The organism is Dorea sp. (genome assembly GCF_977044405.1).
Genome location: NZ_CDRRQK010000011.1, coordinates 1 through 16,263 on the forward strand (window position 1 = coordinate 1; position 16,263 = coordinate 16,263).

General features: G+C 38.8%; 13 protein-coding genes. 1 reads left to right on the plus strand and 12 read right to left on the minus strand.

The window, feature by feature from the left end; translation table 11 throughout:
* Positions 1-261: 261 nt before the first annotated feature.
* From ACWJAF_RS06615 to ACWJAF_RS06650, 8 genes are all read right to left on the minus strand, one after another.
* On the minus strand, positions 262-1,266 hold the full coding sequence (locus tag ACWJAF_RS06615; protein WP_448862965.1) for a Cna B-type domain-containing protein: 1,005 nt from the start codon (positions 1,264-1,266) through the stop codon (positions 262-264).
* Positions 1,267-1,279: 13 nt separating this feature from the next.
* Positions 1,280-2,089 carry a class C sortase gene (locus ACWJAF_RS06620; protein WP_448862966.1) on the minus strand — a complete coding sequence of 270 codons (810 nt, stop codon included), beginning with the start codon at positions 2,087-2,089 and terminating at the stop codon, positions 1,280-1,282.
* Between the two features lie 154 nt (positions 2,090-2,243).
* Entirely contained in the window at positions 2,244-3,668 is a 1,425-nt protein-coding gene (locus ACWJAF_RS06625; RefSeq protein WP_448862967.1) for a SpaH/EbpB family LPXTG-anchored major pilin, read from the minus strand.
* Positions 3,669-3,755: 87 nt separating this feature from the next.
* Positions 3,756-7,493, minus strand: coding sequence for a SpaA isopeptide-forming pilin-related protein (locus tag ACWJAF_RS06630; RefSeq protein ID WP_448862968.1), 3,738 nt, complete (start codon positions 7,491-7,493; stop codon positions 3,756-3,758).
* 18 nt (positions 7,494-7,511) lie between these two features.
* Positions 7,512-8,099 (minus strand): signal peptidase I, encoded by a 588-nt coding sequence (lepB, locus tag ACWJAF_RS06635; protein ID WP_448862969.1) that lies wholly within the window; start codon positions 8,097-8,099, stop codon positions 7,512-7,514.
* A 49-nt stretch (positions 8,100-8,148) separates the two neighbouring features.
* Entirely contained in the window at positions 8,149-8,403 is a 255-nt protein-coding gene (locus tag ACWJAF_RS06640; protein ID WP_448862970.1) for a DNA repair protein, read from the minus strand.
* 622 nt (positions 8,404-9,025) lie between these two features.
* Positions 9,026-10,024, minus strand: coding sequence for a YdcF family protein (locus ACWJAF_RS06645; RefSeq protein WP_448862971.1), 999 nt, complete (start codon positions 10,022-10,024; stop codon positions 9,026-9,028).
* A 28-nt stretch (positions 10,025-10,052) separates the two neighbouring features.
* Positions 10,053-10,490 (minus strand): hypothetical protein, encoded by a 438-nt coding sequence (locus ACWJAF_RS06650; RefSeq protein WP_448862972.1) that lies wholly within the window; start codon positions 10,488-10,490, stop codon positions 10,053-10,055.
* A gap of 432 nt (positions 10,491-10,922) precedes the next feature.
* Here ACWJAF_RS06650 and ACWJAF_RS06655 point away from each other — a divergent pair, with 432 nt between their 5' ends.
* The gene (locus ACWJAF_RS06655) at positions 10,923-11,867 is read left to right on the plus strand and encodes a hypothetical protein (protein ID WP_448862973.1); all 945 of its coding nucleotides are present in this window, start codon (positions 10,923-10,925) and stop codon (positions 11,865-11,867) included.
* 56 nt (positions 11,868-11,923) lie between these two features.
* Here ACWJAF_RS06655 and ACWJAF_RS06660 read toward each other — a convergent pair whose 3' ends face one another.
* The 4 genes from ACWJAF_RS06660 to ACWJAF_RS06675 form a co-directional block, all read right to left on the minus strand.
* A complete protein-coding gene (locus ACWJAF_RS06660; protein WP_448862974.1) occupies positions 11,924-14,041 on the minus strand; it encodes a M13 family metallopeptidase in 2,118 nt (705 codons plus the stop codon).
* A gap of 182 nt (positions 14,042-14,223) precedes the next feature.
* Positions 14,224-15,267: a TlpA family protein disulfide reductase gene (locus ACWJAF_RS06665; protein WP_448862975.1), complete on the minus strand. Its 1,044-nt coding sequence runs from the start codon at positions 15,265-15,267 to the stop codon at positions 14,224-14,226.
* Positions 15,234-16,109: a 4Fe-4S binding protein gene (locus tag ACWJAF_RS06670; protein ID WP_448862976.1), complete on the minus strand. Its 876-nt coding sequence runs from the start codon at positions 16,107-16,109 to the stop codon at positions 15,234-15,236. The genes ACWJAF_RS06665 and ACWJAF_RS06670 overlap by 34 nt, the downstream gene beginning before the upstream one ends.
* Positions 16,109-16,252 (minus strand): CD1871A family CXXC motif-containing protein, encoded by a 144-nt coding sequence (locus tag ACWJAF_RS06675; RefSeq protein WP_296033405.1) that lies wholly within the window; start codon positions 16,250-16,252, stop codon positions 16,109-16,111. Before ACWJAF_RS06675 ends, ACWJAF_RS06670 begins: the two co-directional genes overlap by 1 nt.
* Between the last annotated feature and the right edge of the window lie 11 nt (positions 16,253-16,263).

The following is a 16,263-nucleotide window of genomic DNA, read 5'->3' on the forward strand; positions in this document are numbered from 1 at the left end:
TTTCGATGAGTTACATTAATTATAGCAGAAAACGAGAGATTTCAAGCAAAAATCTCTCGTAATTTCAGCAAAATTTAAAACATGATGGAATTTACTCTTGCACTGGAATTTACTTTTTCAAGTCAGCTCTATCGTAATATTGTATAAGTTATATAGATTTTATTTATAGATTCTGATTATAATCACACATTTTTCTGTGTTTTAATTATTGTTTTTGAAATCTTTTAAAATTTTATACAAGGTATCTTAACTCTCTATATTTTAATTATTCTTTTTTCTAAGCCACCCTGCTGTGAAAAAGAACATACCGGCTGCTGCCAGGATCCCAACCGGCCACCAAAGCTGCCCTGTCTGTGGAAGCCTGCTGTTCTTACCACTTCCCGATATTCCGGTCTTGTTTGTTCCGGTTCCGATGGTTGTTCCGGTATTACCATCCTTTGACGATGTGCTTTTCACATTTGTAATGGTAAATGTATCTGCCTCCCGGTCTACTGTCACGCGGTATCCCTGTGGCACTTCTTTTTCCATTACCTGCCAGGTCGCTGAACTGTCCAGATTGTCCCATTGATATTTCCAGTTGTTATCTACATTTAGCATAACCGTATCTGCAACCTTGCCATCTTTTAAAAGCTCTACCTGGATCTCCTTTGGACGTTTTTTGCTGTTATTATCCTTCCAGATCTTTATCACTTTTTTCTGTGTGAGCGTCTCTTCCTGACTAACCGGCTGCTTCGTATACTTCGGTTTTGCAGTGACTTCCGTAATCCATTCTTCCTTTTCATTCAATCCCGGAAGCTGGATCATTGCCGGTTCGCATTCGTATCTGTATGTGGAATCAGACTGGTTTCTTCCTATTAATATATAGAGTCCTGCATCCAGATCCTGGAATGTTGTTTTTCCATTTGCATCTGTAGATTGTTCTGCAAGCGGCTGTATGTCATCTCTTGCTATGTAACCTTCCAATGTTAATGCGAGCGTACGCCATTGCGTCTGATCCATATTTTCGAAAACGACCGGATATTTTGCAAATGTTTCTGTCAACGTATAGCTTCCCGTTTCGGATACATCCGCAACCTTATATATCTGGAAGCTGGTATCTGCACATGGATATTCGACCGTCAGTGTATGTCTCTGGTTCAGATTGATCAAATCTCTTGCCATGACCCGCCCGTTCCATATGGTGCATGCGAAGATCAGGCTTATGAGAAATGTGCAGACTCTGTATTTTGTTTTTTTATTGTACTCGTTCTTTCTCTCATTTTCCATATTGCCATCTCCTCTATCTTTTTCCCCTTAGCATAACCCACAGAAATATAACTAGCAATATTGGTATTGCCAGCATTGGTGCAACCATAACCGGGTCAATCTGCATCGCATCTGCCACGACTCTGATATCAGATGCGGCTCCATTTTCAATCCGGTGTCCCCGTACCAGAAGCCGGTGTGAATTCACACCATATGGAGTACAGGTAACCAGTGTACACTGATCCTTTCCTTCTTCAATTCTAAGTGAATCCATCTCATCCGGCAATACGATCAGTATCTGGTCTACTTCATAAGTCAGTGTCTCATTCAGCACACGCAATACGAACTGATCACCTTCCGTCAGCTTATCCAGATCACTGAAAAGTTTCGCACTTGGAAGTCCACGGTGCCCGGACAGTACACTATGTGTACTCTCTCCCCCAACCGGCACCGAACTGCCTGACAGATGTCCGATATTCCTTTGAAGCGTTCCTTCGTCTGTTCCGTGATAAATCGGAAGTGTAGATTGAAGCTTTGGAATCTCGATGTATCCCATCATGCCGTTATTGTCGATGTTCAGAATTTGGTTATATTCATCCAGCTCTTCGTTCGATAATTTCCAGTTCGTCTCATGGCTTGCCAGCTTTTCATTGTATGTCCTGGCTTTTTGCAGGATCTCTTCGTACTGTTCCTTTTCCAGCTTGCTTACTTTATCGTCATATTCCGTAATCGCACGTGTCTGATTTCTGGAATTCACGTAATCGCTGAGCGTTGGATATAGAAGGAGGGATAAGCCGATGAGAAATATCAGGACGATGATGCATGTTGACAGATGTTTTCTCATGTGGTGTATCCCTCCTTTTTTAGTGTTATTTTGTGTTTCTTTTACATTATTTGTTAGGTATTTGTTGTTTTAATTACTGATTTTATTACTTGTTACTATCCATTCATTATTTACTTCTTGTTACTGTTTTTCTTGATTTTCTGTAATTGTTCTTTTATTTTTCTGTACGTCTTCTTACTACCAGAACTACTGCTGCTCCAAGAACCAGGATTCCGCCGAGGACGTAGAAGATTGTTGTGCCGATGCCGCCGGTAGATGGGAGCATGGAACCTTTATTATTGGCTACCTCAACTTTTTTGCTAAGTGTACTTACATCTTGATCGCTACCATTAATCACTACCTCTATAGGCTCTGTCAACATATTATATCCTTCCGGTGCTTCAATTTCATAAAGATTGTAGGTTCCATTTTTTAATCCATTAATTGACGCTTCGCCATTCATAGTTGTTACAAATTCACTTGCTTTTGCTCTATCGGCAATCCATTCAATTTTATTTGTTTTTTCATTATATAAATAATATTGTTTTGTATTTTTATCCTCTAAGACAAATTTTGCATTCGCAAGTTTCTTCGTCTCATCTCCTGTTTCATATTTATCAATTACAATTTTAGCTGAATATACCGTCTCTTTATCTGTAATAGTCATTGTTTTTGTTGAATCTGTAGGATCATTACTATATATCAGTTTTGCCTCGTTATTACTAATTTTAGCTGGTGCATTTTCGTTTACAGTCGCTGTATATGTAACTTCGATTTCTTTCCCAACCTGATTCTGCATATCCTTCACATGAATTTTAAGTGTGAAGCCTTTATTATCTACACTTTTTGTATAATCGTATTTATCTTTCGCCAACTCTGTTCCACCAACTTTTACTACTACATCATCATTAAATGTAAGTCCCTCTGACATTTTATCTGTGATCGTATATTCGTATGTCATAAATCCTGTTGTATTTGGAACCTTACCTGTAATAGTATAGGAAACAGCATCGCCAATCTCTACTGTAGATTTGTCATCAACTTTATCAAATGGAACATCATTTTTATCATGAATTGTTGCATTAGGATTTGTTGATGTTAAATTACAAAGGGCATTATTTTGATCTGAATCCACAAAATAGTATCCCAATTCCAATCCTGTTACTTCTGCTTTGCCTGTTTCTGTATTATTTGTTAATGTCTTACCTGATTTTCCACTTACTTTACTTTTTAAAAATTTTGCAAAATCCGCTGCTCTAAATGTACCCTCAGTAATTGTTACATCATATGTGCCACTGCTAGATGCATTAGAACTAACACTTAATCCTTTTCCTGTAGCTCCCGCATATTCATCTACTGCATTTTTCCACTCAGAATCAGCAGTAATTGTATATGAGTAAGATGTTTTATTACTACTGTACTTTAAATCAAATATTTTATATGCAGTGTAATTTACTCCTGATTTTGCATTATCCACCGTAATCGTCCCAGTTGTCCCCGTTGTTCCCTGCGTTATACCATCCGCAAACGCCGTCACCGCCATCGCCATTACCATCACTGCTGCTAATACTAAACTGACAAATTTCTTAACTTTCTTCATTTACTTTTCCCCTTTCATATCTTTTGTCCGTTTTTATGTTACTTATAAAATGTGTTATTTTCCGGATACCTTTATTTTTATCATTTATCAGTGTCTCCTCCTTCCCCACCTCGTCTTTTCCCGGCATCCATATATCATTCCGCTTGTCAGAATCATCATGATTCCCACTGCGTATGTTCTGTTTGTTCCGCTGCCTCCAGTCTCTGGAAGCATTGCTTTTTTATTGTTGATGACTGTTAATTTCAACGGTTCTGCTGATGAAACATTTGCCTGATCCGGCCATTTGGTAAGTTGTGTTCCATTTTCATTATATGGGATGATTTTGGCTTTTCCATTTTCTTTTTGTATCTTGAAGTAAATGTGGTCTGTAAGCTTGGAATATCCATCTGGTGCTTTTGTTTCTGTCAGGCGGTAGAGTTTGTCGTATAATAAATGGTTAATATTCGCTATTCCATTATCATTTACTTCTATAGTATTGTTGAACGTATCCCATGTTGTATCATTCTGAACATCTAGTGAAAATACTGCACCTGATAAAGCCTGCGGTGTTGTCTCGTCATTGATTTTCGAAATACTGATGTCTGCTGTTTCCGGTGCATAAGTATTTACAAATGATATGATTCCTGTTCCCCGATCAGCAATCGTAACTTCTACATTTTTTGTATGATCGTAATTATATTTCAAACCATTTTCACCAATCGCATACGTTGTACTAGTTCTTATGTACCCTTCTGCGTCTGCCGTTGAAAGATCTTCTGAAACATATTTCGTTACCTCGTTTACATTTGATCCAATTGTTTCTTGTACTTGATAGCTGGCTGTATAACTTCCATCTTCATTCTGCTTAAAATTTTTAAAATCAGCTCCGCTTACCCGGGTTTCATTAATTTTAAATTGTAATTTTTTTAATAAGTTCTCGGCTTCTTGCTCATCTAGTCCTACTATTGTCTTGTAAATTTCTAAATTGATCTTTCCTTTTGCCGGCGGTGCAAGTTCTGTGCTGAAATGAATATCGTCCAGATGATTGCCAACTGTATATGCAGGTACATTTTCTTCACCCCCATATCGGTCAAATGATGTTTCACCAGCTCCGAAAAAGTATCTCGTCAAATACTGTCCATCTGGGACTTCATATTCTCCAGTATGGTAAACCCACTCTTTGTTATCATCTGTTATTGAAATTACTTTTGCAGAGTATCGTTCTGGATTATTAATAATCCGATCCACCTGTTCCTGTGTCACAATACCTTCTGCATCCTTTGCCGACATAATTACAACATACATAGTATCTTTAGACTGTGGATCACCTATTTTCATCGAACTCGGTCCACGTCCTCTGTGAGCCAGACTCCAATACATTGTAGATCCAGGTACAGTTAAAACATCCTGATATAACGCTCCTGGCATAGTGGCATTTAACTCAACATACTGCTTGCCGTTAGCTGCCTTTTCACAATTGTGCCATTTTTCACTCCATTCTTGAAATGCATCCGATGCAACGCTGACAAATTCTATCTCTCCATCAGAGGCTGTTGTCTTCCATACCATTCCTGCAGTTCCATTTGGTAAAAGCGGCTGATAATGTTCGTTATAAGTTGTATTATCATCGTATGGTATCACAGGTTCTTCAAAATCACCGTTCTGTACCTGATCATAATAAGGTACATGATATGATTTCGATTCCACTGACGGTGATAACTGCGCACCACCCATTGTGGCAATCTCTACTTTATAGTACTTATCAGCTCCTCCATCCAACGGTACATTTAACCAGCTTCCATCTTCTGCTACATTATAAGAATCCCCGGTAACTCTTTTCCGTTCAACTTTGGTCCAATTTCCACTTCCGTTATCGCTCCGGTACCATGTATATGTTATGATTTCTCCCTTGCTGGCTCCATTAAATTCCGGTTTTAGAACTCCTTCTTCTTTGATCGTATCTTTAACTTCCAGATCGCCTGTTTCTATTTTTGAACCATCTACATTAGCGACTTTGGCCCCGAACAAATAATCTCCCGATGCAAATGTATTTCCTACTGTGAAAGTGTGCTTTTTGTCATCAAATCCTAAATAATATCCTCTTTCCCCTGTAGGATATGTGCTGCTGTCTATATATGCTATCCGGATAGTATTATTGATAATTCTCGCTTGAAGTCTCTGTCCGTGCGTAGAAGTGTTTACATAACCTTGCCTCTGGCTCTGATCATATTCTAATGTCAAATATTCCTCATATTTTTTATTTTTTAAATATCCATATGAATCATAAGACCAGGTAATATAATCAATTCCTACTTTAGAATCCTTTGGCGAAACGTATCCATTTTCATCAACGGTAACAGGCATCGCTATTATTCCCCATTTATTTACTCCCAGTGCGTATCCATCTCTGTAAAAAATATAACTTCCCTCACTAAGATTAATTGCTGACACTGCTGTCCCGACAACGGAAAAGCTGTCCTGTGTAAAAGAAAATGTATCTTCTCCATCTGCATTCTGTTCCACTTCTGCCGGTAATACTTCGATTCCGTCTTCTGCAAAATGGATCGCATTTGTCTCTACTCCTTTTTGCTGTGGTACGGATTCCTTGTAAGAAATTTCTACTTCTACACTGGCTTTTGGTTCTACTTTCTTTCCGTCTGATATGAAACTTACATCAAAGAACCTGCAGAACATGAATCCCTGTTCTTCCGGCAGTGCTTCTTCTGCCTGTTTGTAGTAGTCTTTGTATTCTGCACTTCCTTGTTTGATTTCTTCTACTTCCAGTTTTACATCTGTTGGAAGTTCTGCATCTTCACCGAATGTTACATGGACGGTGTAATCTTTTCCTTCATGGGTCATTCTGTGTTTTCTTAGATTCGCATCTTCTTTTTTAACTTCTTTTTCCTGTTCTGACTCTTGTCCACTTTCTTTTATTTCTTTATCATTGTTTTTTTCTGATATATTGTTTGTTGTTTCTTCATCCTTCTCTTGTTTATCTTGATTTTTTACCGGTGCTTCTTTTTCTGGTGCTTCTGTTTCCGGTTCTTTTATTTCCGGAGTTTTCTTATCTGTTTCTTTGGCCTCTTCTGTTCTTTTTAACTCTTCAGATTCGGTTTCCGTATTATCCTCTTTTTCTCCCTGCTCTATTTGTTCTTCTTCTGACGTTTGATCGTCTTTCTTAATTTCTTCTATTGGTGATTTTTCTTTTTTCTCTTCCGTATCTGCTTCTTTTTCTATACACTCTTTTTGATGTTCATGTTTTAATATCTGTATTTTTCCACAAATCAGATTCCCTTCTGCATCCTTACAATTTTCATCATGTATATGTGCAATAACTTCCGGTTCTGTACAGATCAGCTTTTTTTCTGCTGTCTCGTCATTGTTATCATCTGCTTTATCTTTTTCCTCTTCTGTTCGTCCGTCTGTTTCACTTGCTTCATCTTTTTCCTCTTCTGCTCGTCCGTCTGTTTCACTTACTTCTTCCGCATTCACCTCATAGCATTCATCTGTATGTGTATGCTCTTTTATCTCATCCAATCCACAGATCAGATTGCCATCTGCATCCTTACAATTTTCATCATGTGTATGTATGACATAATCTGCATATCCACACTGGATTCTTCCATCTGCATCTTTACACTCTGCATTATGTACATGACCGCTTACACTTTCTTCTGTACAGATTAATTTTTCTCCAGATTCCAATGTGATTGCCGGAAGGATCAATGCATAGGTGGTACAGAATACAACTACACATGCAAGCACTGTAACTATCTTTTTCCATCTGCCTGCCTTATGGCTGATCTGTTTCAGATTTTCGGCTTTCTTCTGTAACTCCTTTCTCATAACTCATTCCTCCTGCAATTATTTTACCGGTCCTGCATTGCCAAGCGGCCATATGCAGTACACGATCCGTCCTACCAGCTGTTCTTCTGATACGCAGCCAACTGCTGTGTTCCGGCTGTCGACCGATGTTGATCTGTGATCTCCCATTACAAAATATCTGTCTTCCGGTACCTGATACGGCAGTTCTATATTCAGATCGCCTTTTGCGTGTTCTTTCAGATATGGTTCTTCTACCTTTTTTCCATCTACTGTCACATATCCGCTGTCATCTATATCGATCCATTCTCCCGGGAATGCAATGACACGCTTTACCAGCACCTTGTTATTGTAATAAAATGCAATAACTTCGCCTCTTTTTACTTTCGAACTTTTAAATGATACAACGATTTCTCCTTCTTTTAATGTCGGAGTCATGGATGAACCGTATATCTGCAGCACCGGCATCCACAATGTTGCTACCAGAATAGAAACTGCTGCGACTACAATTAATACACCGACTGTATTTCTAAAAACACCATGATAGCGTCCTTTGTAACGGACTCTTGACAGTTCTTCTTCCAATTCTGCACGTCCCGGTAATTCTGTATATTCTGTCTTTTTTGCCATTACCGTTCCATCCTTTCCTCTTGGCTTTTTTACTTTTGGAATTTTTCATTTATCTTTTTTCAGCATCTGTCTTAATATTATCCAGATATATCTTCGCCGCCTCATCTGCCGCTTCAAATATATGACTTAGTTTTAATGCTGCTTCCGCCAGTGTTCCTGCAGTTTCTATCGCAATTTTTTTGTTTCCCAATTCTTCTTTTACCCGCGCAAGCTCTGCTTGCAAGCGTTCTATTTCCTTACTTTGCTCCAGCATAATTTCCAGAAGCTCTACTCTTTTTAATTTTCTTAATTCCCGATCTGTCATACACTCTTTTTCCTCTGCGCAAGTTCTGCTTGCCCCGTTTTATGTATATATAAGCCGCTCTGTCTATAGATATTATGTATAATAATTGTCTTTCATTTCAACACATTTGTTTTCCTTTCAGTTGATATATCAGTCATTTTTAATCTTTTGCATTTACTTTATAGTATATAACTCCATTTCACCTCTCTATTTTCACTTTATTGCTTTGAAATCTTAAAATTGTAGCAAAAATACTCTATTCTATATATTTATTCAGAATATATGGATTCCTACTTTTCCTTATATTTCCTGGCAATTTTCACTTGCCCCTTTTTTTCTGCCACAAATATGCATGGTTACATTCTTCACTTTTCCTTTTTTCTCTTCTATTTTGCTTCCTGGCACTGACATTTTCCGACATCTGTTTGTTGTACTTCTGTTGTTCTTCCGCTACATTTTCCAGTTCTTTTCGACTTTACTTTTTCCCTTTGTCAATTGTCAAAATTATACAAAAAGGACGGTTCAAAAACCCGTGATTTTCTCACTGGTTTCTGACCGTCCATCTCTCATTTTAGGTCGTTTTCATATGTTTTATCTGGTTATTTTTATCTTGCTGTTCTTGGAACATGTCTGAAAAAATGCTCTAGAAATATACGAACAGGACTGACCAGATCAGCCAGATGATCCCCATCAGAATATTTACCTTTCTGAATATCACCATAACTGCTATATATTCCCGGATGAATGCACTTGGCCAGTAATACGCTGCCGTTCTGCAACCAACTCCTTCTGCTTTCATTTTCAATTTTCTTGCAAACAGACTTGTCCGGAAGACATGATAATCATTGGTGACAAAGATATATCTGTGTTTTTTTCTTTCTGTGTCTAACATGTTTCTTACATTTTTAAGATTCTCGTACGTTGTTCTGGATCTTTCTTCCAAGATTACCTTACCGGTTGGGAAGCCTTTATTTTCCAGATAATTATACATGGCTCTTGCTTCTGATATTTTTTCATCGCTTCCCTGTCCGCCGGATAATACAAGTTCCGGCTCCTGGCGCATTTTGTAGAAGATTTCTACCGCTTTGTCCACTCGTCCTTTTAAAAGCGGGGATATCCTCTCTCCTCCCAGAAGTCCGCATCCATGTACTACGATGTAGTCGCAGGAGCGGTTCTTCGGAAGCAACATATAGATCTTAGAATAGATTAAAAAAGCTAAAAATGTATAGGAAAAATACGCATAAAATACAGTTCCGGTCCACAGTATGGAGTTCACAAGTGGATTCGTCGAATATACGAATAGGAATCCACCCATAACACACAATCCAGTAACCATCCCCATTCCAAGTAATAATGAGAGAATGTTCTGCAGCCGGCGTCCTTCCTTTTTCATCATAACGAATCCGTTATAGATTAAGAATCCTGACATGACGACCGACACTGCCGGAACAATAAAATAGAATAGAATGTTATATGTTGTATATCTTGCATAGGTGCTTCTCACTACTACATTGATCATCCCCTGTACAAGCAGCAGGAGTGCCACAAAGAATAACAAAGCATTCCGGAATCTTCTTGGCTCTCTCCAGATTAAGACTATGCATATCAGCATCAGTACAATTCCTGCGGTCAGCAATCTCATACCCTCTCATTCCTCCTTTATTTTCTGTCTAATGTTTTTTCTTTATAATAACGACGGTTATTCCAGCCACAACAGCAATACACAGATATGCAGCCGGCATCAGATCTACTCCGGAATTCGAAGTCAGCATTACCAGTATCACTCCAGTAATCACTGCAATTACCCTGACACTTTTCAAGATATTCATCTTATATTCTTTTTTTCTTCCGCTGTCATGACTTGTAAGCATACCAGCCGCACTCTTCATCCCAACCAGCAGGTATACTCCTCCTCCTGCGGTTACCAGTACCGCCCCTACAACTAGTAATGAAAGAAATCCCTGCATCATTCCCATTGTAGTAAATGTAACAATCAACAATCTTATGAAAAAGCACAGCCCTCCTGCGAGCAATAATACATTTCCAAGTTTCATCCCTGCTTCCGTAACCGGATCATATACCTTTTTATTCTCGTTTATCATGTTCATATAGCCTTCTCCTTTCTTTTTTCAATTTTCAATGTATATTTTGGGGTTTGCACCATAGACATTAACAAACCCTTTCCAAAATAACAAGAAAGACGCTCTTGCGTCTGCTTTTTTTTGCGCAAGCGCTGCTTGCGCACCTGTTTTTGCCCGGCGCAAGACACGCTTGCTTGTATTCTTACGCTTCATCTCTTATTCTGTAATCAGATTAAAAATTTAAATTTTAGAAAAACAAGGAGATTTATTATGAAAGACAACTTATCTTTAAAATCACCCACAACCCGAAAACGCCACCGTAAGCTAAAAGTATTTTTTACGCTGCTTTTCATTTTATTGATCTGCTATATTGTACGGGTTCTCTGCAACTTCCGAAATGATACCTATGATTCCCTAAATCACACGGACAAGACTATTTTATCTGAGTTAAATACCGTTATGAACACAGATACTTCCAGCACAATCTGGAAGGATTATGATATTAACCATAAAACGATCCTTGCATTGAACGGACGCTTTGGAAAAGCATATCTGATCAATCCATCTGAGGATATTCACAGTATATTTGCACATGAGATTCAGATGCCGGAAGACTATTCTATTAAAGTTTACCGCATCTCCCCGATGGCTCCGTCTCTTTGGCAGTTTATAGCGGCTGGCAATTTTAATACCCTGCATCAGTCCTATCCGGTGTACGGAGATCCGGTTTATTTTACAAAATACGATGATACTTCTGTCACATTAAAGCATAACTCCAGTCATTATATAAACTTCCTTATACACGAATCTTTTCACTATTATATGCAGAATAACTGGAGTTTCAGTGGACGTTTTAATACAGATTCCCTCGCAGGTGAAAATCTTCAGTTACTCGGTGAGCAGTATCAGGTACTTCAAAAGATCTATGATACTTTAATCCCGACAGGTGATTTGGATTCCAAGCAGGATAAAACAGCATTGCCGGAACTTGCAAGGGAATATGTAGCTGTTACTGACAAACGCTTCCAGGCTGATGCTAAATATATGAAAGAAGAGACACAGGCTGAAACGGAAGAAGGTACTGCTACCTATGCGGAAATGAATGCTGACAGACTTATCGGATACGATTATGAGATCATGCAGTTTGCAAGCAAAAAAGATGATACCAAAGTCGATATCCTCCCGTTTGACAGTATTGTCCCTGCACTTCAAAGCAGTGGGGAAAGTCCTAGTATCATTTCTACAAATATCGTTTATCATTCCGGTGCTCTTCTTTGCAGACTTCTGGATGCACTGGAAGTCCCTGACTGGCAGTTAAAGCTGAACCAGCAGACAAAAGAAAATCCTGTTACTTTATATCAGATTCTTTCTGATTATGTACATAATATCCCTGAACACCAGTAAAACAGGGTGTATAAAAAGGACCGGCTTCCCGGTCCTTTTACTTATTTATTCATTGTTTACCATATAATTACTCTGTCCTCCGGTGCCAGATACATACCGTCTCCTTCTTTGATGTCGTATACTTCATTGAATTTATCAAACTGCTGCAGGACTGTATTGACTCTAAGATATCCCATTGGATGTTCGTCCCCCAGATCATTCTCCTGTTCTTCCAGTGCAGTGACACACCTGTGGACTGCTGCATAAGACCGGAAAAATTTATCATAGTTAAATTGAGGAATTTTTTCTGCCATCCGCAGCATACACTTTATTGATGCCATATCTGCACCGGCTTCCCCTGTCAGAATCTCTCCTTCCAGTTTGGCGCCTTTCCATGGATACATTGCACTGTAATATTGTGCCATTTTATCATTCTTTTTCCGGAATTCTTCTAACTCGTTTTCCTGCCACCAGTTCAATAAATTTCCATTCTTGTCAAACTGCGCCCCTTTGGAATCAAACGCATGTGATATCTCATGCCCAATTGCATATCCAACATTGGCATAGAGTTCTTCTTTTGACATTTTTTTATTATAATTTTTTCCCTGACACCATCCGGCCAGAATATTAATCGAATTCTCCATGATGCTATTATAGCAGTTGACATCTGTTGTAAGTGCACCTTCACTCCAGTCCTCACTATCATCTTTGTCATGTATACTCTCAATCATATACTTATGTTTTGATTTGCTTATTTCCTCTGCTGCATCCCAGTAAGTTCCACCATCCGACTTCCTTTTTATCTCAATCCCGGCATAGTCCGGCCATGTTTCCGGGTATAAGATATGTATTTTTATATTATCCAGTTTTTCTACTGCATAAGACTTTGTTGTATTACTTAAGAATGTTTCCTCCTGCAGCATGCTTCTGTACTCGTTTATGATATCATGTGTTAATTCTGTCAGTGCATCTTTGTCCTCTTTTGTAACATATACTTCACTATACGCTTTTGCAACCTGCTCCGCCATCAGATCCTGGACAGCTGTACATGCCGCATCTTTATCTTTATCATATCCGGTTGTTCCATTTATCTCATTTGACTCATCTATAAGCCATGTGTAGCATTCTTTATCCAGATAAGGAGCTTTCTCTTTCAGATAATTGATCAGCATATAGTCACGGATCAGGGAGACATTTTCTTCCTTATACAATTTTTTTAATCCCTCCAGCCATTCTGGCATTGTCAGGTTCATGTTCTGGATATCCTGTTCTTCAAATCCTTCCTGAAGAATCATCTGCGTCACCGGGACTTCTCCCTGAAGATTTTCCAGTTCAGACTTTGTGACTGGATGATTCTGATTTTTTACACCATCTGCTGATTTTTGCTCTACCGATGTCATAATAAACGGTGCCAGCTGTTTTTCAAACTGAAAAGCATTTTCCACTATCTGTTTTATCTCCTTCTTACGAAATCCAGCCCTTTTCAACAGCTTATAGCTCAAATGATCTGCGGCTTTTTTGGAACGTTTGCCCGCTTCTGTCATCTGCTTATACTCTGCGCTGTCTCCAAGCGACAGATCCACAGGTCCGATCCACACTATCTTTTCCTTTGAATTGCCGAATCCTCTTTCCACATCATATCCTACCAGTCCGAGATCTCCACGTTCTTCTGCAGGCAATGTCAGAAACTGATTCAGTTCTTCTATTGTCTGAATCTGTTTCAGCTTTTTTACAATTGGCATAACAGGTGACATCCCCATCTTATTCCTGCTTTTCCAGTCCATCCACAATTCATAACAGTCCCGCATACTCTTTATATCTGTGTTGTCGGCATACTTCTTTCCTGTAATCAGTTTCTTAATTCTTTCTGCCGTGGTATTACTTATTTCATCAAATGTACTATTTGAAACTTCGCCCTCCTGAAGCCGGTTTTCCAACAACCACTTTTTATTAACCGCTGTTGCAAAATCATCTTTGAGATCCACCTTTGTCTTTTTCGTAACTGCACCGTCCAGATCTGAATCAATCCACGGTTTTCCAGATGTTCTATCTACCCGTGATTTTTCTTTTTTCTGGCTCTCTTCCGTCTTTTGTTCTGTCTTTTTTTCTTCTTTTTGAACTGCGAGCATCGTGCACCCATTGCATAATATTGCAACAGAAAGCAGCACCGCAATCCATTGGCTTCTTCTTCTCATTATCTTTCCCCTTTCTTTTATGAGTTCTAAGCTCAATATAGCAACTCCTTCTGTTGCCATCAAGCAAGTATTGCTTGCCCTTGCCTTTTTCCGCGATAGAATTACTTGCCCTCTTGATAATGTGTTCAACATGTCACCAAATCTGCCGTACTGCATATTTTTTTATTGTTTTATCTATAAAATCATTTCCCGATATTCAATTTTTCTTCTATCAGTGCACGATAGGTTGATTTATTTCCCGGACTCATAAATGGATCTCCCACCATTTTTCCTTCCCTGTTAATAAAGACTGTTGTAGGAAATGCTATAACATCTCCAAACGCACCTTCCCTCAGCCTTTCATCTCCTAGTAATGTTACAAATTCTGCATTTGATTTTTCCAGTATCTTTCTGGCTTTTTCCTGCTCTTCTTCTCCATCCATGCAGACAGATATGAAGTTCGCATTTGCCGGGAGATCCTTATATAGCTTTGCAAGTTCCGGCATCTCTTCCACACATGGTCCGCACCAGGTCGTCCATATATTGACTGCTGTTATATCATAATTTCTAAATATCTCAGAAGTTACCACATTTCCATTCGTATCTTTGATCTTCATCTTTGCCAGAAGTTTTTCATCTACAACTTTTTCCAGATTCATCTTTACTGGTGGAACAATTATAATATCTTTCTTAAGCCTTGGTATGACATCTGCCATCTTCTTGTAAAATACTTCATCTTCTTCTGTACTTCCTGGATTCGCTTCCCTGTTGAGTGTTTCATTATAAGCAATATAATAGGTGTTTCCTTTATATGAAACAATTTTATCTATCTTTTGATATTCCTGATTTTCCTTTTTAATCTCTTCTATGTCTTTTTTGTTCTTTTCGCACAGAAATCTTATATATGGTGTTTTCGCTCTTGTAGAAAGTACAAGGCTTATATCATACCCCCTGATGCTTTCCATGTAGATCATATTATCACCATTACTTACCCATTCTGCCGGTGATATAACCCCGGTTCCTACATTTCCAAAAACGATACGCATTTCATTCTCACACGTCACTTTTCCTCCGCTCACTGTCCACAGTGGCTTCGTTTCGTCATCGTAATCTCCATTTACTGTGACTCCTCCTATCTCTTTTTTCTCTGATTCCATCACAGCACATCCGCTTATAGCTCCGGCTGTTATTGTGACTGCCAGCATCATTGGCACTATTTTCTGAAGTATTCTTTTCCCTTTGTACATATTACTTTTCCTCCAATCTCTGTTTTAATTGCATTCACCGGACAAACTTCTTTGCATTCCCCGCAGCGGATACATTCAGCCTGATCCTTATTCCGGGATATTCTTACATTCATCCTGCACTTTTTTTCACACATTCCACAATCAATACACTCTTCTTTTTCCACCCGGATCTTAAAAAAACTAAACCGGTTAAACACCCCGTAAAATGCTCCAAGCGGGCATATGTATTTACAAAATGGCCTGTATATTATCATAGAACCTACGAGTACAACCACCAGCACTGTCATCTTCCAGAAAAACAGATTTCCTACGGTATTTCTCAGAACAGGATTTGATAATACCAGCGGGATTCCTCCTTCGAGTGTTCCCGCGGGACAGATTAGTTTGCAAAAATATGGACTGCTCATTCCAAATTCATTTGTCACAAACACAGGTCCGATGATAACAAATCCCAACAGTATCAAATATTTTAAATAACGTAATATCCTATCCACTTTTTCCGGTAATTTTAATTTTGGCACCGGAATCTTATATAATAACTCCTGTATCATTCCAAACGGACACAGAAATGCACATACAATTCTTCCAAGAAGTACCCCAAATAATGTCAGTGTTCCCAATACATAAAAGGAAAACCGGTAGTTACTGTCTCCTAAAACAGCCTGTAATGAGCCGATTGGACATGCACCCGCCGCTCCCGGACAGGAATAGCAGTTAAGTACCGGCACACATGCCATCTTACTTTTCCCTCTGAAAATTGTCTTTTCCCGGAATCCGGTTATATAGCCATTACACAATGCTGCCGATACCAGCTGTATGATATGTCTGAATCCTGTCTTCATTATCCTACTCCTATACATTCCATGCAGATGTTCACTGCTTTTTTCATAACTACCATATGTTCCTGTTGCATAATTCCAAATATAATGGCTGCCACCGCCAGTATCAGGATGATGATTCTTTGAAGATTCTGTACTTTATTCATCCTTATTCATC